A 25,270-nucleotide genomic window follows, 5' to 3' on the forward strand; every position below is an offset into this window, starting at 1 on the left:
CGCCCGTGCTTTCGTTGCGTAAAACCCTGCTGGCCATGACCACCCTGACCGTCATGGGAACCGCCGTCGCCGAGCCGACGGTACGCGTCTACAACTGGAGCGATTACGTCGGCGAGACCACGCTCGAGGATTTCCAGAAGGCCACCGGCATCACCCCGGTCTATGACGTCTTCGATTCCAACGAAACCCTCGAAGGCAAGCTCCTGGCCGGCCATACCGGCTATGACGTGGTGGTGCCCTCGAGCAACTTCCTGGCCAAGCAGATCAAGGCGGGCGCCTTCCAGAAACTGGACAAGAGCCAGCTGCCGAACTGGCAGAATCTCGATCCGGCATTGCTCAAGCAGCTGGAAAAGAGCGATCCGGGTAACCAATACGGCGTTCCCTACCTGTGGGGCACCAACGGCATCGGGTACAATGTCGACAAGGTCAAGGCCGCGCTGGGCACCGACAAGCTCGATTCCTGGGCCATCCTGTTCGAACCCGAGAACCTCAAGAAGCTGAGCAAGTGCGGCGTCTCCTTCATGGATTCGCCCGATGAGGTCTATCCGGCAGTACTGCAATACCTGGGACTCGATCCCAACAGCACCAACCCCGACGACTACAAGAAGGCCGAGGCGCAGCTGCTCAAGGTGCGGCCGTACATCACCTATTTCCATTCCTCCAAGTACATCTCGGATCTGGCCAACGGCAACATCTGCGTGGCCTTCGGCTATTCCGGCGATGTCTTTCAGGCGCGTTCGCGTGCCGAGGAAGCGAAGAAGGGCGTCAACATCGGCTACGCCATTCCCAAGGAGGGCGCGAACCTCTGGTTCGACCTCCTGGCCATCCCCAAGGATGCCAAGAACGTGAAGGAGGCCCATGCCTTCATCAACTATCTGCTGCAGCCCGAGGTCATCGCCAAGGTCAGTGACTATGTCGGCTACGCCAACCCCAATCCCAAGGCGGGCGAGCTGATGAATGCCGAGCTGCGGCAGGACGAGACCGTCTATCCGCCACAGGCGGTGATGGACAAGCTGTACGTCATGAAGGAGCTGCCCCCGCAACTCCTGCGCTTGGAAACCCGCAGCTGGACGCGGGTCAAGTCCGGCAAATAACCAACGCTAAGCGGACCGGCCCGGCCGGTCCCCGATTTTCCTGGGGAGATGTACATGGCGACCGCCACCAGTGCCTTCAAGAAAGCCGCCACCGGCGACAAGAAAGCCAAGGAAGTCCTGGTCAAGATCGACCGGGTCACCAAGAAGTTCGACGAAACCGTCGCTGTCGACGACGTCTCCCTGACCATCAACAAGGGCGAGATCTTCGCCCTGCTCGGCGGCTCGGGTTCGGGCAAGTCGACCCTGCTGCGCATGCTGGCCGGTTTCGAACGGCCGAGCGAAGGGCGCATCTTCCTCGATGGCGTGGACATCACCGACATGCCGCCCTACGAGCGGCCGATCAACATGATGTTCCAGTCCTATGCGCTGTTCCCGCACATGAGCGTGGAGCAGAACATCGCCTTCGGGCTCAAGCAGGACAAGCTGCCCAGGGCCGAGATCGAGGCCCGCGTGGCCGAGATGCTCAAGCTGGTGCACATGACCCAGTACGCCAAGCGCAAGCCGCACCAGCTCTCCGGTGGCCAGCGCCAGCGCGTGGCCCTGGCGCGCTCCCTGGCCAAGCGACCCAAGCTGCTGCTGCTCGACGAGCCCATGGGCGCGCTGGACAAGAAGCTGCGCTCGCAGATGCAGCTGGAGCTGGTGGAGATCATCGAGCGCGTGGGCGTGACCTGCGTGATGGTGACCCACGATCAGGAAGAGGCCATGACCATGGCCGAGCGCATCGCCATCATGCACCTGGGCTGGATCGCCCAGGTGGGCAGCCCCATGGACATCTACGAGACCCCGGCGAGCCGGCTGGTCTGCGAGTTCATCGGCAGCGTCAACGTCTTCGACGGCGAGCTGACCGACGACGGTGCCGACCACGCCATCATCCAGAGTCCGCAACTGGAACGGCCGATCTACATCGGTCACGGCATCAGTACCCGGGCTCAGGAAAAGCAGGTCACCTTCGCCCTGCGTCCCGAAAAGCTGCTGATGGGCACCAGCCTGCCGGCGGATCACGAGCATCCCGACTACAACTGGTGCAGCGGCACCGTGCAGGACATCGCCTACCTGGGCGGTCACTCGGTGTACTACGTGCGCCTGGCCTCCGGCCATCTGGTCCAGTGCTTCATCGCCAACGCCGAGCGCCTCGGCAAGCGACCCACCTGGGATGACGCCGTGGTGGTGTACTGGGAAGACGACAGCGGCGTGGTACTGCAAGCATGACCAGACCTCCCTTGCTCAAGCGCCTGCTCGATGGCCGCCGCCTGACCATCGGCGTGCCCTTCGTCTGGCTGTTCCTGTTCTTCCTGCTGCCGTTCCTGATCGTGCTCAAGATCAGCTTCTCGCTGGCGGACGTGGCCATCCCGCCCTACACCGAGCTGTTCAGCTACGCCGACCAGCAACTGGATATCGCGCTCAACTTCGGCAACTACCTGATGTTCGCCGACGATCCGCTGTATCTGGATGCCTATCTCGGTTCGCTGAAGATGGCCGGCATCAGCACCCTGATCTGCCTGCTGATCGGCTATCCCATGGCCTATGCCATCGCCCGGGCCAGTCGCGAGAAGCAGACGGTCCTGCTGCTGCTGATCATGATGCCGACCTGGACCGCCATTCTCATCCGTGTCTATGCCTGGATGGGGCTGCTGTCCACCAACGGTCTGATCAACAGCTTCCTGATGAATCTGGGGATCATCAGCAGTCCGCTGCAGATGCTCAACACCAACTTCGCGGTGTACCTGGGGATCGTCTATTCCTATCTGCCGTTCATGATCCTGCCGCTGTTCGCCAACCTGGTGAAGCATGACCTGACCCTGCTGGAAGCCGCCGGCGACCTGGGCGCCAGTCGCTTCACCAGCTTCTGGAAGATCACCGTGCCGCTGTCCAAGAACGGCATCATCGCCGGCTGCATGCTGGTGTTCATTCCGGCGGTGGGCGAGTTCGTCATTCCCGAGCTGCTGGGTGGCCCGGAGACCCTAATGATCGGTCGCGTGCTCTGGCAGGAATTCTTCAACAACCGTGACTGGCCGGTGGCGTCCGCCCTGGCGGTGGTGATGCTGCTGATCCTCATCGTGCCCATCGTGCTGTTCAACAGAAACCAAGCCAAGGAACTGGAGGGCAAGCTGTGAGCCAGAAAGCCGCTCTGTGCCCATCGTGCTGTTCAACCGGCTCTCCAATCTGGAGCCGAGCCAAGGAACTGGAGGGCAAGCTATGAGAGGCCTCAAGTTCACCAACCTGATGCTGGTGCTCGGACTGCTGTTCATCTACCTGCCGATGGTCATCCTGGTCATCTACTCCTTCAACGAGTCGCGCCTGGTGACCGTCTGGGGTGGCTGGTCGGTGAAGTGGTACGTCGGGCTGCTGGACAACAGCCAGCTGATGAGCGCGGTGTTCCGCTCCCTGGAGATCGCCTTCTACACGGCCATCTCCTCGGTGATCCTCGGAACGCTGGCGGCCTTCGTGCTGACCCGCATCCCGCGCTTCCGCGGCCGCACCGTCTTCGGCGGCATGGTCACGGCGCCGCTGGTGATGCCCGAGGTGATCACCGGTCTGTCATTGCTGCTGCTGTTCGTCTCCATGGCCCAGCTGATCGGCTGGCCGCAGGATCGCGGCGTGACCACCATCTGGATCGCCCACACCAGCTTCTGCTCGTCCTATGTGGCGGTAGTGGTGTCGGCGCGGCTGCGCGAACTGGACCTGTCCATCGAAGAGGCGGCCATGGACCTGGGCGCCCGGCCGTGGAAGGTGTTCCTGCTGATCACCATTCCCATGATCGCGCCGTCGCTGGCGGCGGGCGGCATGATGTCCTTCGCCCTGTCGCTGGACGACCTGGTGCTGGCGAGTTTCGTGTCGGGCCCCGGCTCGACCACCCTGCCGATGGAGGTGTTCTCGGCGGTGCGCCTGGGTGTGAAGCCGGAGATCAACGCCATCGCCAGCCTGATCCTCCTGGCGGTCTCGCTGTTCACCTTCTTCGCCTGGTACTTCACCCGCCGCGCCGAGAAGAAGCGCCTGCAGGGGCTGCAGGAAGCCATGGATGCCACGGCCTCGGAGATCACCCAGCGCGAGCGCGAAACGGCGACCCTCACGGCGCCGCCAGCCAGCAGCTAGGTGTCCTGGAAAAGGCGGCCTCAGGGCCGCTTTTTTATGTCCGATGAGCAAGCCTGCGACAAGCGCGACCGCTGCAACAGGGCACGATTTGGTACCATTTGCCTTTTGCCAGGTAGCGCTCCCGCCATGAAACAGTACCTCGACCTGATGCGCCACGTGCGCGAACACGGCACCTTCAAGAGCGACCGCACCGGCACCGGGACCTACAGCGTCTTCGGCTACCAGATGAGATTCGACCTGGCCGAGGGCTTTCCCCTGGTCACCACCAAGAAATGCCATCTGAGATCCATCATCCACGAACTGCTGTGGTTCCTGCAGGGCGAGACCAATATCCGCTACCTGAAGGACAATGGCGTGTCCATCTGGGACGAATGGGCCGACGAGAACGGTGAGCTGGGACCGGTCTACGGCTACCAGTGGCGCAGCTGGCCGGCACCCGATGGTCGCCATATCGACCAGATCGCCGGGGTGGTGGACATGATCCGCGCCAAGCCCGACTCGCGGCGCCTGATCGTCTCGGCCTGGAATCCGGCCCTGGTGGACGAGATGGCGCTGCCGCCGTGCCATGCGCTGTTCCAGTTCTATGTCGCCGATGGTCGCCTGAGCTGCCAGCTGTATCAGCGCTCCGCCGACATCTTCCTCGGCGTGCCCTTCAACATTGCCAGCTATGCGCTGCTGACCCTGATGGTGGCCCAGGTCACCGGATTGCAGCCGGGCGAATTCATCTGGACCGGCGGTGATTGCCATCTCTATGCCAATCACCTGGAGCAGACCGATCTGCAGCTGACCCGCGAGCCGCTGCCGCTGCCGACCATGAAGCTCAATCCGGCGGTCACCGACCTGTTCGCCTTCCGCTTCGAGGATTTCGAACTGGAAGGCTACCAGGCCCACCCGCACATCAAGGCGCCCGTCGCGGTCTGAGGCGCTGGCCGCAGCGCTCAGGCGCCGTGGCCAGACGCCAGCACCTCATCCACCAGCTGTTCCGGCGACTTGCGCACGTCCAGCACCTGGGCTTCCAGGTGATCGGGCGCCTCCAGGGTATCGAGCTGGCTCTGCAGGAGCTTTGGATCGAAGAAGTGTCCGCGGCGACTGCCGATGCGCTCGGCCAGGAGCTCCGGCGAGCCCTTGAGAAACAGCAGGCGGACCCCTTCGAGGCCGCTCAGCAGGCGGTCGCGATAGACCTTCTTCAGCGCCGAGCAGGCGAACACCCGAGTGGTGCCCTCGGCCTGCGCCTGCTGCATGGCATCGTGGATGGCGTCCAGCCAGGGCCAGCGATCCTCGTCGGTGAGGGCGATACCCTTGGCCATCTTGTCCTTGTTGGCCTGGCTGTGAAAGGTGTCGGCATCGTCGAAACGACAGCCAAGCCGGCTGGCCAGGAGTTCGCCCAGGGTGGTCTTGCCACTGCCCGAGACGCCCATTATCAGATAGATCATCGTCGGTACTCCGCGTGAGGATTCGCCTCGCTATAGAGTGCCTAGAGCGGCGTTTGCTCCGGGGTCAGGCGGCTGCTCCAGGTGGCGCCGATGGACGCGACGATGATGCAGGCGAGGGCGAACCATTGGGCGATGCCCAGGATTTCGCCGAGGAACACCCAGCCGGAGAGGGCGCCCAGCGCCGGCTCCAGACTCATCAGGGTGCCGAATGTGGACGCCGGCAGGCGGGTCAGCACCACCATCTCCAGGGCGTAGGGAATGGCCGTGGACATCAGCGCCAGGGCCAGTGCCAGCGGCCAGATTTCCGGTTGCAAGAGATTGCTGCCGCTGTGGGCGATGCCGATGGGCAGGATCACCAGGGCGCCGATGGTCGCGCCAAAGGCTACCGTGCCGGTGCCGTGCACCGCTCCCGCGCGCTTGCCCAGCACAATGTACAGCGCCCAGCAGGCACCGGCGCCCAGGGCCAGGGCGGTGCCCAGTGGATCCAGCGCCGAGGCGTTGTGGCCGAACGGCAGGAGTACCGCCAGGCCGGCCACCACCAGCACGATCCACAGCAGGTCCAGCCAGCGGCGCAGGGCGCATAGTGCCACCACCAGGGGGCCGACGAATTCCAGGCCGACGGCGATGCCGATCGGGAGCCGCTGCATGGCCAGGTAGATGGTCAGGTTCATCACGCCCATGGCGATGCCATAGCCCAGCAGACTGCCCAGCGCCTCGCGGCGAAAGTTGCGCCAGGGGCGCAGCACGAGCAGCAGGACCAGCGCGGCGAAGATCAATCGCAGGGTAGTGACGCCCACCGGGTCGAGACGCAGGAACAGGGTCTTGGCCAGGCTGGCGCTGGTCTGGATCGAGGTCATGGCGACCAGCAGCAGGGCAACGGCGAACAGCGGCGAACGGACAGACATCGGCAGGGCTCGACAAGCGGGCCCGCCAGCATAGGTCATCCTATCCGCGCCGCAAGGTTGGCTACGACCTCAACGTGTTTTGGAGCGCAGGTGCAGTTGTTCGGCGCCTTCGCGATTTTCCCGGACCTGGTCCAGGAACCGCTGCTGCTCTTCGCGCTGGGCCACCTGCACGCATTGCGCATAGCCCGCGTCCCAGCCCTGCTGATAGGGCTTTTCCGCGGCGAAGCGACGGGCGTCCTTGTGCTCGTAACCTATCCCGTTGACCGCCTGCTTGCCGGTCTGGCAGCCGTCGCTGAAGCCGTCGGCATAGGCCGGCGGATAGCCCTTGGCGATCAACTGGTCGTGATAGCTGGTGCAGGCCGCAAGCGCGGACAGCAGAAACAACAGCGGAATTAAACGACGAGAGCCAGCCATGGGGCCTCCTCACGGGATCCTACGCCTGATCCCCATGTAGAGAGCTTAGTAGGCGTCTGGTGAGAATTTCGTCAAAAAACGCGGGCGCCGGAAAATACCGACAGACGTTGCGCTAACCCCGCGCACCGCTGCGCTTAAATGCGCAGGGGTGCGCCGCTTGCCTTGCTTCGGCTGTCATCCCGGTCGCAGAATGCGGACACTGCTTGCATGCCTGACAAGGACTTACGATGCACGATCCCGTCGCGGCCGGTCTACGGCTCGCTCCCGATGAGCTGACCCGCCCCTTCGCTCCCGAACAATTCTCCTTTGCCGATACCGATCAGCTCGAACCCTTCCGCGGCATCCTCGGTCAGGAACGCGCGGTGGAAGCCCTGCAGTTCGGGGTGGCCATGCCGCGGCCCGGCTACAACGTCTTTGTCATGGGCGAGCCGGGCACCGGTCGCTTCTCCTTCGTCCAGCGCTATCTCAAGGCCGAGGCCAAGCGCCAACCGACGCCCAACGACTGGGTCTACCTGAATCACTTCGAAGAGCCCCGCGCCCCGGGCGCCCTGGAGTTGCCGCCTGGTGAAGGCGAGGCTTTCGTGGCCGACATGGCGCATTTCATCGACAACCTGCTGGCGACCTTTCCGGCGGTGTTCGAGCACCCGGCCTTCCAGCAGAAGAAGAGCGCCATCGAGCGCGCCTTCAACCAGCGCTACGACCAGGCGCTGGACGTGGTGGAAAAGCTCGCCCTGGAAAAGGAGATCGCCCTCTATCGCGATGCCAACAATGTCGCCTTCACCCCGATGAAGGAGGGCAAGGCGCTGGATGAGGCCGACTTCGCCCAGCTGCCCGAGGCCGAGCGCGAGCGTTTCCACGCCGACATCTCCAGCCTGGAAGAGCGCCTCAACGAAGAGCTGGCCAGCCTGCCGCAGTGGCGGCGCGAATCGAGCAACCAGCTGCGTGCCCTGAATGAAGACACCATCATCCAGGCCCTGCAGCCGCTGCTGGCGCCGCTGTCGGAGAAGTACAACGACAATCCCGGGGTCTGCGCCTACCTGCAGGCCATGCAGGTGGATCTGCTCAAGACGGTGGTCGAGCAGCTGGCCGACGACGCCAAGCCCGACATGCAGCGGCGCAAGGAATTGCGCGAGCAGTACGAACCCAATCTGATCATCGGTCACCACGTCACCGGCGGTGCACCGGTGGTGTTCGAGTCCCACCCGACCTACGACAACCTCTTCGGGCGCATCGAGTACCAGTCCGATCAGGGCGCGCTCTACACCAACTATCGCCAGCTGCGCCCGGGGGCGCTGCACCGCGCCAATGGCGGCTTCCTCATCGTCGAGGCGGACAAGCTGCTGACCGAGCCCTTCGTCTGGGACGCGCTCAAGCGCGCCCTGCATTCGCGTCAGCTGAAGATGGAATCGCCACTGGCCGAGCTGGGGCGGCTCACCGCCATGAGCCTGGCGCCGCAGCAGATCCCGCTGCAGCTCAAGGTCATCATCATCGGCTCGCGCAACATCTACTACACCCTGCAGGAGCTGGATTCGGACTTCCAGGAGATGTTCCGGGTGCTGGTGGACTTCGACGAAGAACTGCCGCTGCGCGACGAGAGCCTGGAGCAGTTCGCCCAGCTGCTCAAGACGCGTACCTCGGAGGAGGGCATGGCGCCCCTGACCTCGGCGGCCGTGGCCCGCCTGGCCACCTACAGCGCCCGCCTGGCCGAACACCAGGGGCGGCTGTCGGCGCGTATCGGCGATCTGTTCCAGCTGGTCAGCGAAGCCGACTTCATCCGCCACCTGGCCGGCGACGAGCGGACCGACAAGGGCCATGTGGAGCGTGCGCTCAAGGCCAAGGAGACCCGCACTGGTCGCGTCTGCGCCCGGGTGCTGGACGACATGCTCACCGGCCTCATCCTCATCGACACCCAAGGCGCGGCGGTGGGCAAGTGCAACGGCCTCACCGTACTGGAGGTCGCCGACTCTGCCTTTGGCATGCCGGCGCGCATCTCCGCCACCGTCTACCCGGGCGCCAGCGGCATCCTCGACATCGAGCGCGAAGTCAGCCTGGGTCAGCCGATCCACTCCAAGGGGGTGATGATCCTGACCGGCTACCTGGGCAGTCGCTATGCCCAGGAATTCCCGCTGTCGATCTCGGCCAGCATCGCCCTGGAGCAGTCCTATGGCTATGTCGATGGCGACAGCGCCTCCCTCGGCGAGGCCTGCACCCTGATCTCGGCGCTGTCGCGCACCCCGCTCAAGCAGTGCTTCGCCATCACCGGCTCCATCAACCAGTTCGGCGAGGTGCAGCCGGTCGGGGGCGTGAACGAGAAGATCGAAGGCTTCTTCCGTCTCTGCCAGGCCCGTGGCCTGACCGGCGAGCAGGGGGTGATCATCCCGCGTGCCAACGTCACCAACCTGATGCTCGACGAAACCGTGCTGGAAGCGGTCCGCGCGGGGCTGTTCCATGTCTATGCCGTACGTCAGGCGGACGAGGCCCTGTCGCTGCTGGTGGGCGAGCCCGCCGGGGCGCCGGATGCCAAGGGTCGCTTCCCCGACGGCAGCGTCAATGCGCGCGTGGTACAGCGTCTCAAGGAAATCGCCGAGCTCGAGCTGGAAGATGAACTGGCCGACAAACTCAGTGATAACTCCAAGGCAAAAGGGAAAAACAACCAAGCGGCGGAGAACTGAGGTCCAGGGGGCAGGTCGGATTTTGTACAAGGTGCCGCAGCCCAAGTAGCACGGCGCCCAGACCCGCTTGCCCCCTGTTGACCAACAGGGTTGTCCACAGCCTTTGTGGATACCTCTGGCCTAGGACCGGCGAGCATTGAGCGCTTCGAGAGGATGACGCCATGTCCCGCACCATTACCCTGATCCGTCCCTGCCTGGGCCTCGTCACCCGTATCGAATGCGAAATCAAGCCGCTCGGTCAGGAGCAGGGCCTGTGGACCCTGCTGTGCGCCGCCGGCCTCAACGGTCAGCAGCCCACCGCCATCAAGGCCCAGGGGCCTTTCCATGGTCCCAAAGCGGCCGAGGGCGTCATGACCGCCATCGCCGAGAACCTGGTCGAGCAGGGCTACATCCAGGTCGAAGAGACCCAGATCTGGCGCCTGCACATGCAGAGTGAACTGCGCAAGATGAACGGTGAGCGTGCCCATCAGCAGGTGCGTTTCCAGGTCGGTCCCGACGCCTGAATCAGGTACAACCTGCCGCATTGGTCCGTTCGCACCGCCCCGGTATACTCGCCCGGCCCTGTAATCCGAGCGAGTCTGCATGGAACGTCTGATCGAAAAAGCCCTTTACGCCTCCCGTTGGCTGCTGGCACCCATCTATCTGGGTCTGTCCCTGGCCCTGGTCCTGCTGGCGCTCAAGTTCTTTCAGGAAGTCTTCCACGTTCTACCGCACATCTTCGAATCCACCGAGGCCGAGCTGATCCTCCTGGTGCTGTCGCTGATCGACATGGCGCTGGTGGGTGGCCTGCTGGTGATGGTGATGATTTCCGGCTACGAGAATTTCGTCTCCCAGCTGGACATCGACGAGGGCTCGGAAAAGCTCAGCTGGCTGGGCAAGATGGATTCGGGCTCGCTGAAGAACAAGGTGGCCGCGTCCATCGTCGCCATTTCTTCGATTCACCTCTTGCGCATCTTCATGGATGCCCAGAACACCAATCCCGAGTACCTCAAGTGGTACGTGATCATCCATCTGGTGTTCGTAGTGTCGGCCTTCGCCATGGGCTATCTGGATCGCCTGACCAAGCACTGATGGGCCGGGCGGCCACTCGTCTGCCGCCGGCAGCTTTCGCTTACGCTTTGTGGATTGCACCGCTGCGCTTGCTTGTCCTAGGTTGTCGAAGGCTCACAGCTGCCTATCGACGCCATCCCCGGCGTCGATCTCGACCCGGAGGTTTCCATGCAATTGCCGGAATTGACCCAGCGCGCCCAGGCCGGTGAGGTTCGTGAACTCAATCTGCTCTCCATCGAGGGTGGTTTCTATGTGCTCGAGGTGCTCACCCAGAACGGTCGCACGCGCCTGACCGGACGGGACGGACACTTCTACCGCCTGGGCTCGGCCGCCCAGGCCCGCCGCCTGCTGGCCGATCTGCCGGCACTGCCGTGCTTTCTCATCCAGCACAGTGCCTACGACGAGATGGTCGGCATGGCGCCACGCTCGGCCGAACCCCTGAAGATCCCGCTGAACTACCGGAACGCCTCTTGAGCGAGGGCGCCGTTCGGCGCCTGCTGCCGGTCTTCGGCGATCAGCTTTCGCCTCGCCTGGCCTCCCTGCGCGACGCCGATCCCGCGCAGGACGTGCTGCTGCTCGCCGAGGTGATGAGCGAAGCCAGCTATGTCCCTCATCATCCGCGCAAGATCGCCCTGATCTTCAGCGCCATGCGCCACTTCGCCAGCGAGATGCGCGCGCGCGGCTTCCGGGTTCTCTATCGCACCCTGGACGACCCCGACAACCAGGGCTCGCTGCCGGCCGAGATCGCGTTCTGGGCAAAGACGACGGGCGCGCGTGAGATTCGGCTGACCGAGACCGGCGAGTGGCGACTGGAGCAGGCGCTGCGGGCGCTGGACCTGACGATACCGGTACGCTGGCATGGCGATGACAGATTCCTCTGCAGTCGCGCCGCCTTTGCCCGCTGGGCCGGGTCGCGCACCGAGCTGCGCATGGAGGCCTTCTACCGCGGCATGCGCAGGCGACACGGCTGGCTGATGGAGGGGCCAGACGAGCCTTGCGGTGGCGTCTGGAATCTGGACAAGGACAATCGCAAGGCGCTGCCTAAAGACCAGCCTGTTCCCGAGCCCTTCAGCTGTCCGGCCGATGCCTGTACCGGGGACGTGCTCGAGCTGGTCGGGCAGCGCTTCGCTCATCACTATGGCCGGCTGGAGGGCTTCGACTATCCGGTGACCCGGGCGGATGCCGAGCGCCTCTGGCAGCACTTCCTGGGCACGGGCTTGCGCGACTTCGGCAGCTATCAGGACGCCATGGCCCGTGGCGAGCCCTATCTGCATCACGCTCGGATCAGTGCGGCGCTCAATATCGGGCTGCTGGACCTGCGTCAGCTCTGCGCCGACGTGGATGCCGCCTATCGCGAGGGCAGGGTGCCGCTCAACAGTGCCGAGGGCTTCCTGCGTCAGCTGATCGGCTGGCGAGAGTACGTCCATGGCGTCTATTGGCTGCGCATGCCCGAATACCGTGAGCTCAATGCGTTGGGCAATACCCGGGCGCTACCAGAGTTCTACTGGACCGGCGATACCCGTATGGCTTGCATGCGCCAGGCCATCGGCCAGACCCTGGCGCTGGGCTACGCGCACCATATCCAGCGGCTGATGGTCACCGGCAACTTCGCCTTGCTGGCCGGCATCGCGCCCCAGGCCATCGGCGAGTGGTATCTGGCGGTCTATCTGGATGCTTTCGAGTGGGTCGAGCTGCCCAATACCCAGGCCATGGTGATGCATGCCGACGGCGGCTATCTGGCAAGCAAGCCCTATTGCGCCAGCGGCCAGTACATCCGTCGCCAGTCCGACTACTGCAAGGGCTGCCACTATCAGGTCATGGAAGCGCTGGGCGACAGGGCCTGTCCCTTCAATGCCCTCTACTGGCACTTCCTAATCCGCCATCGCGAGCGTTTCGCCCACTATCCGCGCATGCTCAATCTCTATCGCAATCTTGATCGCCAGGCCCCCGAGCGCCAGCAGGCCCTCTGGCAGCGTGGCGAAATCCTGCTGGCGCGTCTCGACGCGGGAGAATCCCTATGAAGAAGGGCGATCTGCCCACCAAGGTCTGTCCGGTCTGCCAGCGGCCCTTCGCCTGGCGCAAGAAATGGGAGCGCAACTGGGACGAGGTGCGCTATTGCTCCGAGCGCTGTCGCCGGCAGCGCGGCAGCCTCGGCGGCGAGCCGGGACCCTGATGTGCTAGGCTCGGCTCCTTTTTTCACGATGGAAAGGCTGCTATGAACGACATCCTGCTCGACACCGACGAAGCCCGCGTCAGCTACGGCATCGGCCGCCAGCTGGGCGATCAGCTGCGCCAGAATCCGGTCCCCGGCATGCAGCTGGCGGCCGTGCTCGCCGGCCTGACCGAGGCCTTCGACGGCCAGGATTCCCGGGTGGACGTCGAGTCGCTGAACGCCAGCTTCCGCGTCATCCGCGAGCGCATGCAGGCGGAAGCCCAGGCCAAGGCCGCTGCGGCGGCCCAGGAAGGCGTCGACTACCTCAAGGCCAATGCCGAGCGCCCTGGCGTCGTGGTGCTGCCGTCCGGTCTGCAATACGAGGTGCTCACCCAGGGGGAGGGCGCCACGCCGACCCGTGAAGACCAGGTGCGCACCCACTACCACGGCACCCTCATCGACGGCAGCGTGTTCGACAGCTCCTACCAGCGCGGCCAGCCGGCCGAGTTTCCGGTGGGCGGCGTGATCGCCGGCTGGACCGAAGCCCTGCAACTGATGCCTGCCGGCAGCAAGTGGCGCCTGCATGTGCCCAGCGAACTGGCCTATGGCGCCCAGGGCGTCGGCGGCATCCCGCCGCACAGTGTGCTGGTGTTCGACGTCGAGCTGCTCGACGTCCTCTGAGGCTAGCAGTCCAGGCGCAGCGCCTCGTTGTCCGGGCGTAGCGCCAGAGCGTAGCTGAACAGGAAGACCTGGCGGATCTGCTCCTTCACCACCCGCGGCTCGCTGGAGGTGAGGCTGTGCAGATCCAGTTCGCCCAGGTCCTTGAGTTCTTCCAGGGCCGTCTCGTCCAGCTCCGCGCAGACCTTGCCGGTTTCCCGGTTGAGGATGCGCAGATAGGGGTGCGGCCGGTCCAGCCAGGCGTCGATCAGATAAGTCATGGCAAGGGCTCCTGCTGTGCTATTTATGAGAATAATTCTTATTCAATAAATATCAAGGGATTACCTGACTTTTTTGGTCGGACATGAAAAAGCCCGCGGTCTGGCGACGGCGGGCTTGATCAGGCGGCGCAGGCGTTAGTGGGTACGGGCCACCGAGAAGCGACCCAGGTCGGCCAGGGCGTCGCGATATTCGCTGGCGGGCAGGGCGTCCAGGCAGGCGATCGCCCGCTCGGCGAATTCCTGGGCCTTGCGTGCGGTGTAGTCGAGGGCGCCAGCGGCTTCGACGGCGGCGCGCACGCCTTCCAGGTCCTGGCTGCCGCCCTGGCGGATCGCCTGGCGTACCAGGGCGGCCTGTTCGGCAGTGCCTTCGCGCATGGTCACGATCAGCGGCAGAGTCGGCTTGCCCTCGGCCAGATCGTCACCGACGTTCTTGCCCAACGCGACGGCGTCGCCCTGGTAGTCGAGCAGGTCGTCGACCAGCTGGAAGGCCACGCCCAGATGATCGCCATAGCGGCGCAGGGCGTCGGCCTGTTCGGCGCTGGCGCCGGCCAGGATCGCCGCGCTGTGGGTGGAGGCTTCGAAGAGCATGGCGGTCTTGCCGCGGATGACTTCCATGTAGATCTCTTCGGTGGTGCTGGCGTCGCGGATCTTCGACAGCTGCAGCACCTCGCCCTCGGCGATGACGCGGGTGGCCTGGGAGATGATGCGCATCACTTCCATGGAGCCGAGCGCCACCATCATCTCGAAGGAGCGGGCATAGAGGAAATCGCCCACCAGGACGCTGGGGGCGTTGCCCCAGAGGGCGTTGGCGGTGGAGCGGCCACGGCGCATTCCCGAGGCATCGACGACATCGTCGTGCAGCAGGGTAGAGGTGTGCAGGAATTCGATGGTCGCCGCCAGCAGCTGCAGATCGTGATCGGCGCGCCCGAGCGCCTTGCCGGCCAGCAGGACCAGCAGCGGACGCAGGCGCTTGCCACCCGCGGAGACGATGTAGTCGCCAATCTTCTCGACCAGCGGCACGCGCGAGGTCAGCTGCTGGCGGATGATGCCGTCTACGGCGGCGAAATCGTCCGTCACCACGCGATAGAAGGACTGGGATTGCTGCGTCATTGAGAGGTGTCCACTGGAGGTCCGGGCAATATTCAAGCGGCCGGATGGCGCATGACCGCCAGACTATGCCCTAGGGACCGGCACAAGTGCCATGCCCAGGGATTGCCATCGCGCTCCCGCGGCTCGCCGCTCATGCCGATTCGGCTGGGCACCGGCCCGGCATGGCCGCTGAACGAGGTTGCGCGGCATGCTAGGGGTGGGGTGGGGGGCTGTCAAGGCGCGGGCGGGCGGCTCTTGCCTCCCGGCCCCGGCTTGCGTAGAATCGCGGGCCCTGAACATTCCTAGGGTTAACCCCCTGTCTTACGCAATTGCGCGGTGGTCCTTCCGGTCCCGTGCAGCCATGCCGGTCGACGATTCTTCCTATAAAGCACCGGGTGAGCAGGTTTAACGGAGATTTACCATGTCCTACGCAGTTATCGTTACCGGTGGCAAGCAATACAAGGTCGCCGAAGGCGAATACCTGAAGGTCGAGAAGCTCGACATCGCCACCGGTGAAACCGTCACCTTCGACCAGGTTCTGCTGGTTGGCAACGGTGACGACGTCAAGATCGGTCTGCCGGTCGTTGATGGTGCCAAAGTGACCGCCGAAGTGACCGCCCAGGGCCGTCACGACAAGGTCACCATCATCAAATTCCGTCGTCGTAAGCATCACATGAAGCGTCAGGGCCACCGTCAGTGGTTCACCGAAATCAAGATCACTGGCATCCAGGCCTGATCTCGCCTCTAACGGAGAATTGACTCATGGCACACAAAAAAGCGGGTGGTTCTACTCGTAACGGTCGCGATTCCGAAAGCAAACGCCTTGGCGTGAAGCTGTACGGCGGCCAGGTCGTCAAGGCCGGCAACATCATCGTGCGTCAGCGCGGCACCCAGTACCATGCCGGTTACGGCGTGGGCCTCGGCAAGGATCACACCCTGTTCGCGAAAGTGGACGGCGTGATCAAGTTCGACGTGAAGGGCGCCTTCGGCCGTCGTTACGTGAGCATCGTCGCCGCCGCCTAAGGCCCGTGACGAAAGAAAAGCCCTGTCTACCCGACGGGGCTTTTTCGTTTGTAGTTAAGCTATTTCCTTGTTTGCAGCGGCCCGCGAGCGCGGGAGGTCCAGATGAAATTCGTCGATGAAGTATCCATACACGTAAAAGCGGGTGACGGCGGCAACGGCATGATGAGTTTCCGCCGGGAGAAATTCATCGAGAAGGGTGGCCCCAATGGCGGTGACGGCGGCGATGGCGGGTCGATCTGGCTCGAAGCCGACATCAACCTGAACACCCTGGTCGATTACCGTTACACCCGACGTTTCACTGCGCAGAACGGTGAGAAGGGCGGGAGCACCGAGTGCACCGGCGCCAAGGGTGAAGACCTGGTGCTGCCGGTCCCCGTGGGCACCACGGTGATCGATGCGGCGACCCAGGAGATCATCGGTGACCTGACCCAGCCCGGTCAGCGCATCCGCGTCGTCCAGGGTGGCTGGCACGGCCTGGGCAACACCCGGTTCAAGTCCAGCACCAACCGCGCACCGCGGCAGACCACCCCGGGCAAGCCCGGTGAAGAGCGCGATCTCAAGCTGGAGCTCAAGGTGCTGGCGGACATCGGTCTGCTCGGCCTGCCCAATGCCGGCAAGAGCACCTTCATCCGCGCGGTCTCGGCCGCCAAGCCCAAGGTCGCGGACTATCCCTTCACCACCCTGGTGCCCAACCTGGGCGTGGTCAGCGTGGGGCGCTTCAAGAGCTTCGTGGTCGCCGACATCCCGGGGCTGATCGAAGGAGCGTCCGAAGGCGCCGGCCTGGGAATCCGCTTCCTCAAGCATCTGGCGCGGACCCGCCTGCTGCTGCACCTCGTCGACATGGCGCCCCTGGATGAAAGCGATCCGGCCGAGGCTGCCGAGACCATCATCAACGAGCTGACCAAGTTCAGCCCGGCGCTGGGCGAGCGTGACCGCTGGCTGGTGTTGAACAAGGCCGACCAGTTGCTCGATGACGAGCGCGAAGAGCGCCTCAAGGCGGTGGTCGAGCGTCTGGACTGGCAGGGTCCGGTCTTCGTCATCTCCGCCCTGGAGCGGGAAGGCACCGAGCAGCTCTGTCAGGCCATCATGCAGTATCTCGACGAGCGGACCCTGCGTCTCGCCGAGGACCCGGCCTATGCCGAGGCGCTGGAAGAACTCGATCAGCGCATCGAGGACGAGGCGCGGGCGCGTCTGCAGGCGCTGGACGACCAGCGGGCCCTGCGCCGTTCGGGCGTCAAGGCGGTGGACGAAGACGGCGACTTCGATGATGACGAAGACGACGGCGACGGTCCGGAAATCTTCTACGTACGGTAAGAAAGGAGCTTGCCCATGCGTGATCAGGTGTCTGGCGCCCTGCGCTGGGTGGTGAAGATCGGTAGTGCCCTGCTGACCGACGACGGGCGTTGTCTGGATGGCGGGGCCATGGCTGGCTGGGTCGAGCAGATGGTGGCCCTGCACCAGGCGGGCATCGAGCTGGTGCTGGTGTCCTCGGGTGCGGTGGCGGCCGGTATGAGTCGGCTCGGCTGGGCGCAGCGTCCGACCGCCATCAACGAGTTGCAGGCGGCCGCGGCGGTAGGGCAGATGGGGCTGGTGCAGGCCTGGGAATCCAGTTTCGCCGAGCATCAGGTGCAGACCGCGCAGATCCTGCTCACCCATGACGACCTGTCCGATCGCAAGCGCTACCTCAATGCCCGCAGCACCCTGCGCACCCTGGTGAGCTTGGGTGTGGTGCCGGTGATCAACGAGAACGATACCGTCGTCACCGACGAGATCCGCTTCGGCGACAACGACACCCTGGCTGCCCTGGTGGCCAACCTGGTCGAAGCCGATCTGCTGGTCATCCTCACCGATCGCGATGGCATGTTCGATGCCGATCCGCGCAACAATCCCGACGCCAGCCTCATCAGCGAGGCGCGCGCCGACGATCCGGCCCTGGATCTGGTCGCCGGTGGTACTGGCGGTGCCCTGGGGCGTGGCGGCATGCAGACCAAGCTGCGTGCTGCGCGTCTGGCGGCGCGCTCCGGTGCCTATACCGTCATCGTCGGCGGGCGGATCCAGCAGGTGCTCAGTCGCCTGCAGCAGGGCGAACAGCTGGGTACCCTGCTGTCACCCGAGCGTGGCCTGGTGGCGGCGCGCAAGCAGTGGCTGGCGGGGCATCTGCAGGTGCGTGGCACCCTGCGCCTGGATGCCGGTGCGGTGGAGGCCCTGGTGGGCGGTCATCGCAGTCTGCTGCCGGTGGGCGTGCGAGCGCTGGAAGGCAGCTTCCGGCGCGGCGAGATGGTTGCCTGCGTCGGTCCGGACGGGCGCGAGGTGGCGCGTGGCCTGGTCAACTACAGTGCGACCGAGGCGCAGCGCATCCTGGGGCGGCCTTCGGATGCCATCGTGGTTGAGCTGGGCTATGTCTACGAGCCCGAGCTGATTCACCGGGACAACCTCGTCCTGGTCTGACGATCGTCGATCCTGGCGCCTCTCCGGAGGCGTTGGATTCCCGAATCCCAGGCAATAAAAAACCGGCCGAAGCCGGTTTTTTACTTGAACGCTTATCAGGCAGCGGCGGGGGTAGCCAGGGCCTTGATGTGCGCGTTCAGGCGGCTCTTGTGACGAGCGGCCTTGTTCTTGTCGATGATGCCCTTGTCGGCCATGCGGTCGATGACCGGAACGGCAGCAACATAAGCGGACTTGGCTTTTTCCAGGTCCTTGGCTTCGATCGCCTTGACGACGTTCTTGATGTAGGTACGCACCATGGAGCGCAGGCTCGCATTGTGGCTGCGACGCTTCTCAGCCTGTTTGGCGCGTTTTTTGGCGGAGGGGGAGTTAGCCACCGTGGAGCTCCTTCGAAAAAGACTGTATTGGGTACAGAGCGAACTCTGTAGCAAGTACAGAGCTAAATTAAGGTCGCGAATCTTGACGTCCCTGGCGGCGCCTGTCAAGGCTGTCTGGATGGATATCCGGCTGGTCGCCGATGAAGGGCCTCGTTACACTCGATCGCTTGTGCCCATCGCGCGACTGCGCTCACGCGCATCCTCTGTCACGTCCCGCTGCGTTCACCGAGTCCTCTCCCTGCCATGAATCTGCTCAAGTCCCTGGCCGCCGTCAGCTCCATGACCATGCTGTCCCGCGTGCTGGGTTTCGTGCGCGACACCATCGTCGCCCGCACCTTTGGCGCCGGCATGGCCACCGACGCCTTTTTCGTCGCCTTCAAGCTGCCCAACCTGCTGCGCCGCATCTTCGCCGAAGGGGCCTTTTCCCAGGCGTTCGTCCCTATCCTCGCCGAATACAAGGCCCAGCAGGGCGAGGAGGCCACCCGCACCTTTCTGGCCTACGTCAGTGGCCTGCTGACCCTGGTGCTGGCGGTGGTCACGCTGCTGGGCATGCTGGCTGCGCCCCTGGTGATCTGGATCACCGCGCCGGGTTTCGCCGATACCCCGGAGAAATTCGCCCTCACCTCCAGCCTGCTGCGGGTGACCTTTCCCTACATCCTGCTGATCTCCCTGGCGTCCCTGGCCGGCGCCGTGCTCAACACCTGGAACAGGTTCAGCGTGCCGGCCTTCGTGCCGACCCTGCTCAACGTCAGCATGATCATCTTCGCGCTGTTCCTGACCCCCTATTTCGATCCGCCGATCATGGCCATGGCCTGGGCGACCCTGGTGGGTGGTCTGGCGCAATTCCTCTATCAGCTGCCACATCTCAAGCGCATCGGCATGCTGGTGCTGCCGCGACTGAATCTGCGTGACAGCGGCGTCTGGCGGGTCATGAAGCAGATGGGGCCGGCGATCCTCGGGGTCTCGGTCAGCCAGATTTCGCTGATCATCAACACGATCTTCGCCTCCTTCCTGGCGGCCGGCTCGGTGTCCTGGATGTACTACGCCGATCGCCTGATGGAGCTGCCCTCGGGGGTGCTCGGCGTGGCGCTGGGGACCATCCTGCTGCCGGCGCTGTCGCGCACCTACGCCAAGGCCGATCGCCAGGAGTATTCGCGGCTGCTCGACTGGGGCCTGCGACTGTGCTTCCTGCTGGTGCTGCCCTGCTCGGCGGCCCTGGCGCTGCTATCCGAGCCCCTGACCGTCTCACTGTTCCAGTACGGCCGTTTCGATGCCCATGACGCCCTGATGACCCAGCGGGCACTGGTCGCCTATGCCGTGGGGCTGCTCGGCATCATCCTGGTCAAGGTGCTGGCACCGGGCTTCTATGCCCAGCAGAACATCAAGACCCCGGTGAAGATCGCGCTCTTCACCCTGGCGGTGACCCAGGTGCTCAACCTGATCCTGATCGGTCCGCTGCAGCATGTCGGCCTGGCCCTGGCCATAGGCGTCGCGGCCTGTCTCAACGCCGGCCTTTTATTCTGGCAACTGCGCCGCCATAACCTGTTCATCCCCCAGGCGGGCTGGACAGGCTTTCTGCTGCGACTGCTGATCGCCGTGGCGGTGATGACCGCCGTCCTGTTCGGCCTGATGCAGCTGTTGCCCAGCTGGAGCGAAGGACTGATGTGGCAGCGCCTCTTGCGTCTGGGCGGGCTGGTCGCGGCGGGGGTACTGGCCTATTTCGCCAGTCTCTTCCTGCTCGGCTTCCGCGTGCGCGACTTCAATCGGCGCGCGGTGCTGTGATTGCACAAGGCCGGGTGTGCGCCTGTCCTCGCGGCGGGCATCCGGATATAATCGATTAATTTCTGAGCAATACCTACCCATGCAGCTGTTTCGTGGTCTCCATCATCTCGACGCCTTTCCCAAGGGCTGCGTTGCCACCATTGGCAACTTCGACGGGGTTCACCTGGGGCACCAGGCCATCCTCGCGCGGCTGCGTGAGCGGGCGGCGGAGCTCGGGGTGCCCAGTTGCGTGGTGATCTTCGAGCCGCAGCCGCGGGAATTCTTCCTGCCCGATATCGCGCCGGTGCGTCTGACCCGCCTGCGCGAGAAGCTGGAATGCTTCGCGCGCCTGGGCGTCGACAACGTGCTCTGCCTGAACTTCAATCGGCGGCTGCGCGAGTTGTCTGCCGAGGCCTTCGTCCAGCAGGTGCTGGTGGAAGGCCTGGGGGTGAAACACCTGGAGATCGGTGACGACTTCCGTTTCGGCTGCGACCGCGCCGGCGACTTCACCTACCTGAACCTGGCTGCCCGCGACCACGGCTTCACCCTGGAAGCCGCCACCACCGTCGAGCTGGACGGCCTGCGGGTGAGCAGTACCCTTATCCGCCAGGCCCTGGCCGACGGCGATCTGGCCCTGGCCGCGCGCATGCTGGGCCGGCCCTACAGCCTCTCGGGACGGGTCTTGCACGGCCAGAAGCTGGCGCGTCAGCTGGGCTGGCCCACGGCCAACGTCCAGCTCAAGCGGCGTCGACCGCCGCTGCGCGGCGTCTATCTGGTCAGCAGCCTGATCGATGGGCGGGTGGTGCCGGGCGTGGCCAATATCGGCCAGCGGCCGACGGTGCAGGGCGATGGTCGTCCGCACCTGGAGATCCATCTGCTGGACTTTGCCGGCGACCTCTATGGCCGCCACCTCAGCGTGACCTTCGTGCAGAAGGTCCGCGACGAACAGAAATTCGCCTCTCTGGAGGCCCTCAAGGCGGCGATCGAAGCGGACGTCGCCACGGCCCGCGCCTACTGGCAGGGGCAACCGTCAACGAGCCTGGACTGACATGACCGATTACAAAGCGACGCTCAACCTGCCGGAAACGGCATTCCCGATGAAAGCCGGCCTGCCGCAGCGCGAGCCGGAAGCGCTCAAGCGCTGGCAGGACATCGACCTGTACGGGAAGCTGCGCGCCATCGGCAAGGGCCGTCCGACCTTCATCCTGCATGACGGTCCGCCCTATGCCAACGGCAGCATCCACATCGGTCATGCGCTGAACAAGATCCTCAAGGATATCATCACCCGGTCCAAGACCCTGGCCGGCTTCGATGCCCCCTATGTGCCGGGCTGGGACTGCCATGGCCTGCCCATCGAGCACAAGGTGGAGACCACCTTCGGCAAGAATCAGCCGGCGGATCTGACCCGCGAGCGCTGCCGCGCCTATGCCAGCGAGCAGATCGAAGAGCAGAAGGCCGGCTTCGTCCGCCTGGGCGTACTGGGTGACTGGAGCAATCCCTACCTGACCATGAACTTCGCCAACGAGGCCGGCGAGATCCGCGCCCTGGGCGAACTGGTCAAGAAGGGCTTCGTCTTCAAGGGCCTCAAGCCGGTCAACTTCTGCTTCGACTGCGGCTCGGCCCTGGCCGAGGCCGAGGTGGAGTACCAGGACAAGCGTTCCGACGCCATCGACGTGGCCTTCCCGGTCGCCGATGCCGACAAGCTGGCAGCCGCCTTCGGCCTCGAAGCGCTGGCCAAGCCCACCGCCATCGTCATCTGGACCACCACCCCCTGGACCATCCCGGCCAACCAGGCGCTCAACGTGCATCCCGAGTTCACCTATGCGCTGGTGGACGTCGGTGATCGCCTGCTGCTGCTGGCCGAAGAGCTGGTGGAAAGCTGCCTGGCGCGCTACGGCCTGCAGGGCGAGGTGATCGCCACTGCCCCGGGAACCGCCCTGGAGCTGATCAATTTCCGTCATCCGCTGTACGAGCGCCTGTCGCCCATCTACCTGGCCGAATACGTCGAGCTGGGCGCCGGTACGGGTATCGTGCACTGCTCGCCTGCCTACGGTGAGGACGACTTCCGCATCTGCAAGCAGTACGGCCTGAGCAACGACGACATCCTCAATCCGGTGCAGAGCAACGGTGTCTACGCAGAGTCACTGCCGCTGTTTGGCGGCCAGTTCATCTGGAAGGCCAACCCGGTCATCGTCGGCGCCTTGGAAGAGGCGGGCGCCCTGCTCAAGCACGAGGCGATCAACCACAGCTACATGCACTGCTGGCGCCACAAGACCCCGTTGATCTATCGCGCCACCGCCCAGTGGTTCGTCGGCATGGACAAGCAGCCCAACGAGGGCGCCACCCTGCGCGAGCGTTCCCTGGCCGCCATCGAGCAGACCCAGTTCGTCCCGGCCTGGGGCCAGGCGCGGCTGCACGGCATGATCGCCGGCCGGCCCGACTGGTGCATCTCGCGCCAGCGCAACTGGGGCGTACCGATTCCCTTCTTCACCCACAAGGAAAGCGGCGAGCTGCATCCGCGTACCGTCGAGCTGATGGAAGCCGTCGCCCAGCGCGTCGAGCGCGAGGGCATCGAAGCCTGGTTCAAACTCGATCCCGCTGAACTGCTCGGCGAAGAAGCCGGTCAGTACGACAAGAGTCGCGACACCCTCGACGTCTGGTTCGATTCCGGCACCACCCACTGGCACGTGCTGCGCGGCTCCCATGCCGAGCTGGCCCATGACCAGGGCCCGGCGGCCGATCTCTACCTGGAAGGCTCCGACCAGCACCGTGGCTGGTTCCACTCCTCGCTGCTGACCGGTTGCGCCATCGACGGCCATGCGCCCTACAAGGAACTGCTGACCCACGGTTTCACCGTTGACGAGCAGGGCCGCAAGCAATCCAAGTCGTTGGGCAACGTGGTCGCCCCGCAAAAGGTCATCGACAGCCTGGGCGCCGACATCCTGCGCCTCTGGGTCGCCTCCACCGACTACACCGGCGAGATGGCGGTTTCCGACCAGATCCTGCAGCGCAGCGCCGACTCCTATCGCCGCATCCGCAATACCGCGCGCTTCCTGCTCTCCAACCTCTCCGGCTTCGATCCGGCGGTCAACCGGGTCGCTCCCGAGGACATGATCGATCTGGATCGCTGGGCGGTGGATCGTGCGCTGCTGCTGCAACAGGAAATCGAGCAGGCCTACGCCGAGTACCGCTTCCTCAACGTCTACCAGAAGGTGCACAACTTCTGCGTGCAGGAGCTGGGCGGCTTTTACCTCGACATCATCAAGGACCGCCAGTACACCACTGGCGCCGACAGCCTGCCACGGCGTTCCTGCCAGACCGCGCTGTATCTGATCGCCGAGGCCCTGGTGCGCTGGATCGCGCCCATCCTGTCCTTTACCGCCGACGAGATCTGGCAGTACCTGCCGGGCGAGCGGGAAGAGTCGGTGATGCTGACCACCTGGTACGACGGCCTTTTCGCCCTGCCCGAGGGCGCGACCCTGGATCGTGCCTACTGGGATCAGGTGATGGCGGTCAAGGCCGCGGTCAACAAGGAGCTGGAGAACCAGCGCGCCGCCAAGACCCTGGGTGGCAGCCTGCAGGCGGAGATCACCCTCTACGCCGACAGCGCCCTGCAGACCGTGCTGGAAGCCCTGGGCAACGAACTCAGATTCGTGCTGATCTCGTCCCAGGCCGCTGTCCAGCCGCTGGAAAAGGCTCCGGAAGGCGCCGTGGCCAGCGAACTGAGCGGCCTCAAGCTGGTGGTCCGCAAGTCCGAGGCACCCAAGTGCGCCCGCTGCTGGCACCACAGCCACAGCGTCGGCCAGGATGCCGCGCATCCGGAGATCTGCGAGCGCTGCGTGACCAACGTCTACGGTGCCGGCGAGGTGCGCGAGCATGCGTGACGCCTCGCGTTTCGGTGCCTTGCCCTGGTTGGCCCTGAGTGTGCTGGTGATCCTGCTGGATCAGCTGACCAAGCTCTACTTCCAGGCCAACCTGTCGCTCTACCAGAAGGTGCCGGTGATTCCGGACATCCTCAGCTGGACCCTGGCCTACAACCCGGGCGCCGCCTTCAGCTTCCTGGCCGATCACTCCGGTTGGCAGCGTTGGTTCTTCGCCGGCATCGCCGCCGTAGTGAGCGTGGTCCTGGTGGTCTGGCTCAAGCGCCTGCGCAACGACACCTGGACCGCCATCGCCCTGGCGCTGATCCTTGGTGGTGCGCTGGGCAATCTCTATGACCGCCTGGTCCTGGGCCACGTCATCGACTTCATCCTGGTGCACTGGCGCCAGGAGTGGTACTACCCGGCCTTCAACCTGGCCGACAGCGCCATCACCGTCGGTGCCGTGATGCTGGCCCTGGACATGTTCCGCAAGAAGAAGCCCGAGGAAGCTCATGGCTGAGATCACCATCGGCCCGGATACCCGGGTCACCCTGCACTTCGCCATCAAGCTGCAGAATGGCGACGTGGTGGACAGTACCTTCGACAAGGCGCCGGCCACCTTCACTGTTGGCGACGGCAATCTGCTGCCCGGCTTCGAGCAGGCGCTGTTCGGCCTGGAGGCCGGTACCAAGACCAGCCTGACCATTCCGCCGGAGCGCGGCTTCGGCCAGCCCAACGATGGCAACCTGCAGACCATGGCGCGGGACGACTTCAGTGACATGGAGCTGTCGCCCGGTCTGCTGATCATCTTCAGCGACGCCGCCGGTGGCGAGATGCCTGGTGTGGTCAAGAGCTACGACGAGGAGCAGGTGATCATCGACTTCAACCACCCGCTGGCCGGCCGTGTGCTGACCTTCGACGTGGAAATCCTGGCCATCGAGCCTGCCGTCTCCCATTGATCCAA

At 64.6% G+C, this 25,270-nt stretch carries 27 protein-coding genes; 21 read left to right on the top strand and 6 right to left on the bottom strand.

The annotated features are described in order from the left end of the window. Positions 1-35 precede the first annotated feature (35 nt). The 5 genes from PSK12I2_RS0122360 (at position 36) to PSK12I2_RS0122380 (ending at position 5,108) form a co-directional block, all read left to right on the top strand. On the top strand, positions 36-1,094 hold the full coding sequence (locus PSK12I2_RS0122360) for a polyamine ABC transporter substrate-binding protein (protein WP_169853377.1): 1,059 nt from the start codon (positions 36-38) through the stop codon (positions 1,092-1,094). Positions 1,095-1,148: 54 nt separating this feature from the next. Further along, positions 1,149-2,303 carry a polyamine ABC transporter ATP-binding protein gene (gene potA, locus PSK12I2_RS0122365; RefSeq protein WP_027600163.1) on the top strand — a complete coding sequence of 385 codons (1,155 nt, stop codon included), beginning with the start codon at positions 1,149-1,151 and terminating at the stop codon, positions 2,301-2,303. Next, entirely contained in the window at positions 2,300-3,208 is a 909-nt protein-coding gene (locus PSK12I2_RS0122370; protein ID WP_037006730.1) for an ABC transporter permease subunit, read from the top strand. The genes potA and PSK12I2_RS0122370 overlap by 4 nt, the downstream gene beginning before the upstream one ends. Before the next feature lie 82 nt (positions 3,209-3,290). After that, complete coding sequence (locus tag PSK12I2_RS0122375; protein ID WP_027600164.1) at positions 3,291-4,187, top strand: ABC transporter permease subunit; 897 nt, start codon at positions 3,291-3,293, stop codon at positions 4,185-4,187. A gap of 126 nt (positions 4,188-4,313) precedes the next feature. Then, the gene (locus tag PSK12I2_RS0122380; RefSeq protein ID WP_027600165.1) at positions 4,314-5,108 is read left to right on the top strand and encodes a thymidylate synthase; all 795 of its coding nucleotides are present in this window, start codon (positions 4,314-4,316) and stop codon (positions 5,106-5,108) included. A gap of 17 nt (positions 5,109-5,125) precedes the next feature. Here PSK12I2_RS0122380 and PSK12I2_RS0122385 read toward each other — a convergent pair whose 3' ends face one another. The 3 genes from PSK12I2_RS0122385 to PSK12I2_RS0122395 form a co-directional block, all read right to left on the bottom strand. Then, positions 5,126-5,620, bottom strand: coding sequence for a gluconokinase (locus PSK12I2_RS0122385; RefSeq protein WP_027600166.1), 495 nt, complete (start codon positions 5,618-5,620; stop codon positions 5,126-5,128). A gap of 41 nt (positions 5,621-5,661) precedes the next feature. Then, the gene (locus tag PSK12I2_RS0122390) at positions 5,662-6,525 is read right to left on the bottom strand and encodes an EamA family transporter (RefSeq protein ID WP_027600167.1); all 864 of its coding nucleotides are present in this window, start codon (positions 6,523-6,525) and stop codon (positions 5,662-5,664) included. Positions 6,526-6,594: 69 nt separating this feature from the next. Next, positions 6,595-6,939, bottom strand: coding sequence for a hypothetical protein (locus PSK12I2_RS0122395; protein WP_027600168.1), 345 nt, complete (start codon positions 6,937-6,939; stop codon positions 6,595-6,597). Between the two features lie 227 nt (positions 6,940-7,166). Between PSK12I2_RS0122395 and PSK12I2_RS0122400 the strand changes: the two genes are divergently transcribed. The 7 genes from PSK12I2_RS0122400 (at position 7,167) to PSK12I2_RS0122430 (ending at position 13,494) form a co-directional block, all read left to right on the top strand. Beyond that, positions 7,167-9,611, top strand: a complete 2,445-nt coding sequence (locus tag PSK12I2_RS0122400; protein WP_027600169.1) for a Lon protease family protein — start codon at positions 7,167-7,169, stop codon at positions 9,609-9,611. Positions 9,612-9,772: 161 nt separating this feature from the next. Continuing rightward, on the top strand, positions 9,773-10,114 hold the full coding sequence (locus PSK12I2_RS0122405) for a hypothetical protein (RefSeq protein ID WP_007160783.1): 342 nt from the start codon (positions 9,773-9,775) through the stop codon (positions 10,112-10,114). A 79-nt stretch (positions 10,115-10,193) separates the two neighbouring features. Then, positions 10,194-10,682 (top strand): TIGR00645 family protein, encoded by a 489-nt coding sequence (locus PSK12I2_RS0122410; RefSeq protein ID WP_017640865.1) that lies wholly within the window; start codon positions 10,194-10,196, stop codon positions 10,680-10,682. Positions 10,683-10,829: 147 nt separating this feature from the next. Beyond that, entirely contained in the window at positions 10,830-11,135 is a 306-nt protein-coding gene (locus PSK12I2_RS0122415; RefSeq protein WP_027600170.1) for a DUF6482 family protein, read from the top strand. Beyond that, positions 11,132-12,682, top strand: coding sequence for a cryptochrome/photolyase family protein (locus tag PSK12I2_RS0122420; protein WP_027600171.1), 1,551 nt, complete (start codon positions 11,132-11,134; stop codon positions 12,680-12,682). Before PSK12I2_RS0122415 ends, PSK12I2_RS0122420 begins: the two co-directional genes overlap by 4 nt. Continuing rightward, on the top strand, positions 12,679-12,834 hold the full coding sequence (locus PSK12I2_RS24730; RefSeq protein ID WP_081737463.1) for a DUF2256 domain-containing protein: 156 nt from the start codon (positions 12,679-12,681) through the stop codon (positions 12,832-12,834). The genes PSK12I2_RS0122420 and PSK12I2_RS24730 overlap by 4 nt, the downstream gene beginning before the upstream one ends. A gap of 42 nt (positions 12,835-12,876) precedes the next feature. Then, positions 12,877-13,494 (top strand): FKBP-type peptidyl-prolyl cis-trans isomerase, encoded by a 618-nt coding sequence (locus PSK12I2_RS0122430; protein WP_017640861.1) that lies wholly within the window; start codon positions 12,877-12,879, stop codon positions 13,492-13,494. Positions 13,495-13,496: 2 nt separating this feature from the next. Here the strand turns inward: PSK12I2_RS0122430 and PSK12I2_RS0122435 are convergent, their stop codons facing one another. Then, on the bottom strand, positions 13,497-13,751 hold the full coding sequence (locus PSK12I2_RS0122435; RefSeq protein WP_007160789.1) for a hypothetical protein: 255 nt from the start codon (positions 13,749-13,751) through the stop codon (positions 13,497-13,499). 135 nt (positions 13,752-13,886) lie between these two features. Continuing rightward, positions 13,887-14,861, bottom strand: coding sequence for a polyprenyl synthetase family protein (locus tag PSK12I2_RS0122440; protein ID WP_027600172.1), 975 nt, complete (start codon positions 14,859-14,861; stop codon positions 13,887-13,889). A gap of 400 nt (positions 14,862-15,261) precedes the next feature. On the opposite strand from PSK12I2_RS0122440, the gene rplU reads away from it, so the two are divergent. The 4 genes from rplU (at position 15,262) to proB (ending at position 18,311) form a co-directional block, all read left to right on the top strand. Next, the gene (rplU, locus tag PSK12I2_RS0122445; RefSeq protein ID WP_007160791.1) at positions 15,262-15,576 is read left to right on the top strand and encodes a 50S ribosomal protein L21; all 315 of its coding nucleotides are present in this window, start codon (positions 15,262-15,264) and stop codon (positions 15,574-15,576) included. A gap of 26 nt (positions 15,577-15,602) precedes the next feature. Continuing rightward, on the top strand, positions 15,603-15,863 hold the full coding sequence (gene rpmA, locus PSK12I2_RS0122450) for a 50S ribosomal protein L27 (RefSeq protein ID WP_007160792.1): 261 nt from the start codon (positions 15,603-15,605) through the stop codon (positions 15,861-15,863). A gap of 102 nt (positions 15,864-15,965) precedes the next feature. Next, positions 15,966-17,177, top strand: a complete 1,212-nt coding sequence (gene cgtA, locus PSK12I2_RS0122455) for an Obg family GTPase CgtA (protein WP_027600173.1) — start codon at positions 15,966-15,968, stop codon at positions 17,175-17,177. Between the two features lie 15 nt (positions 17,178-17,192). Continuing rightward, the gene (gene proB, locus PSK12I2_RS0122460; protein ID WP_027600174.1) at positions 17,193-18,311 is read left to right on the top strand and encodes a glutamate 5-kinase; all 1,119 of its coding nucleotides are present in this window, start codon (positions 17,193-17,195) and stop codon (positions 18,309-18,311) included. A gap of 95 nt (positions 18,312-18,406) precedes the next feature. Here the strand turns inward: proB and rpsT are convergent, their stop codons facing one another. Further along, the gene (gene rpsT / locus PSK12I2_RS0122465) at positions 18,407-18,685 is read right to left on the bottom strand and encodes a 30S ribosomal protein S20 (protein ID WP_007160795.1); all 279 of its coding nucleotides are present in this window, start codon (positions 18,683-18,685) and stop codon (positions 18,407-18,409) included. 243 nt (positions 18,686-18,928) lie between these two features. Here rpsT and murJ point away from each other — a divergent pair, with 243 nt between their 5' ends. The 5 genes from murJ (at position 18,929) to fkpB (ending at position 25,265) form a co-directional block, all read left to right on the top strand. Beyond that, complete coding sequence (gene murJ, locus PSK12I2_RS0122470; RefSeq protein ID WP_027600175.1) at positions 18,929-20,467, top strand: murein biosynthesis integral membrane protein MurJ; 1,539 nt, start codon at positions 18,929-18,931, stop codon at positions 20,465-20,467. Positions 20,468-20,546: 79 nt separating this feature from the next. After that, positions 20,547-21,494 (top strand): bifunctional riboflavin kinase/FAD synthetase, encoded by a 948-nt coding sequence (gene ribF / locus PSK12I2_RS0122475; protein WP_007160797.1) that lies wholly within the window; start codon positions 20,547-20,549, stop codon positions 21,492-21,494. 1 nt (position 21,495) lies between these two features. Then, a complete protein-coding gene (gene ileS, locus PSK12I2_RS0122480) occupies positions 21,496-24,330 on the top strand; it encodes an isoleucine--tRNA ligase (RefSeq protein ID WP_027600176.1) in 2,835 nt (944 codons plus the stop codon). Then, a complete protein-coding gene (lspA, locus tag PSK12I2_RS0122485; protein ID WP_027600177.1) occupies positions 24,323-24,826 on the top strand; it encodes a signal peptidase II in 504 nt (167 codons plus the stop codon). Before ileS ends, lspA begins: the two co-directional genes overlap by 8 nt. Continuing rightward, complete coding sequence (gene fkpB, locus PSK12I2_RS0122490) at positions 24,819-25,265, top strand: FKBP-type peptidyl-prolyl cis-trans isomerase (protein ID WP_027600178.1); 447 nt, start codon at positions 24,819-24,821, stop codon at positions 25,263-25,265. Before lspA ends, fkpB begins: the two co-directional genes overlap by 8 nt. Positions 25,266-25,270 lie beyond the last annotated feature (5 nt).

It is taken from the genome of Pseudomonas sp. MOIL14HWK12:I2, assembly GCF_000510745.1.
Taxonomy (GTDB): domain Bacteria; phylum Pseudomonadota; class Gammaproteobacteria; order Pseudomonadales; family Pseudomonadaceae; genus Chryseomonas; species Chryseomonas oryzihabitans.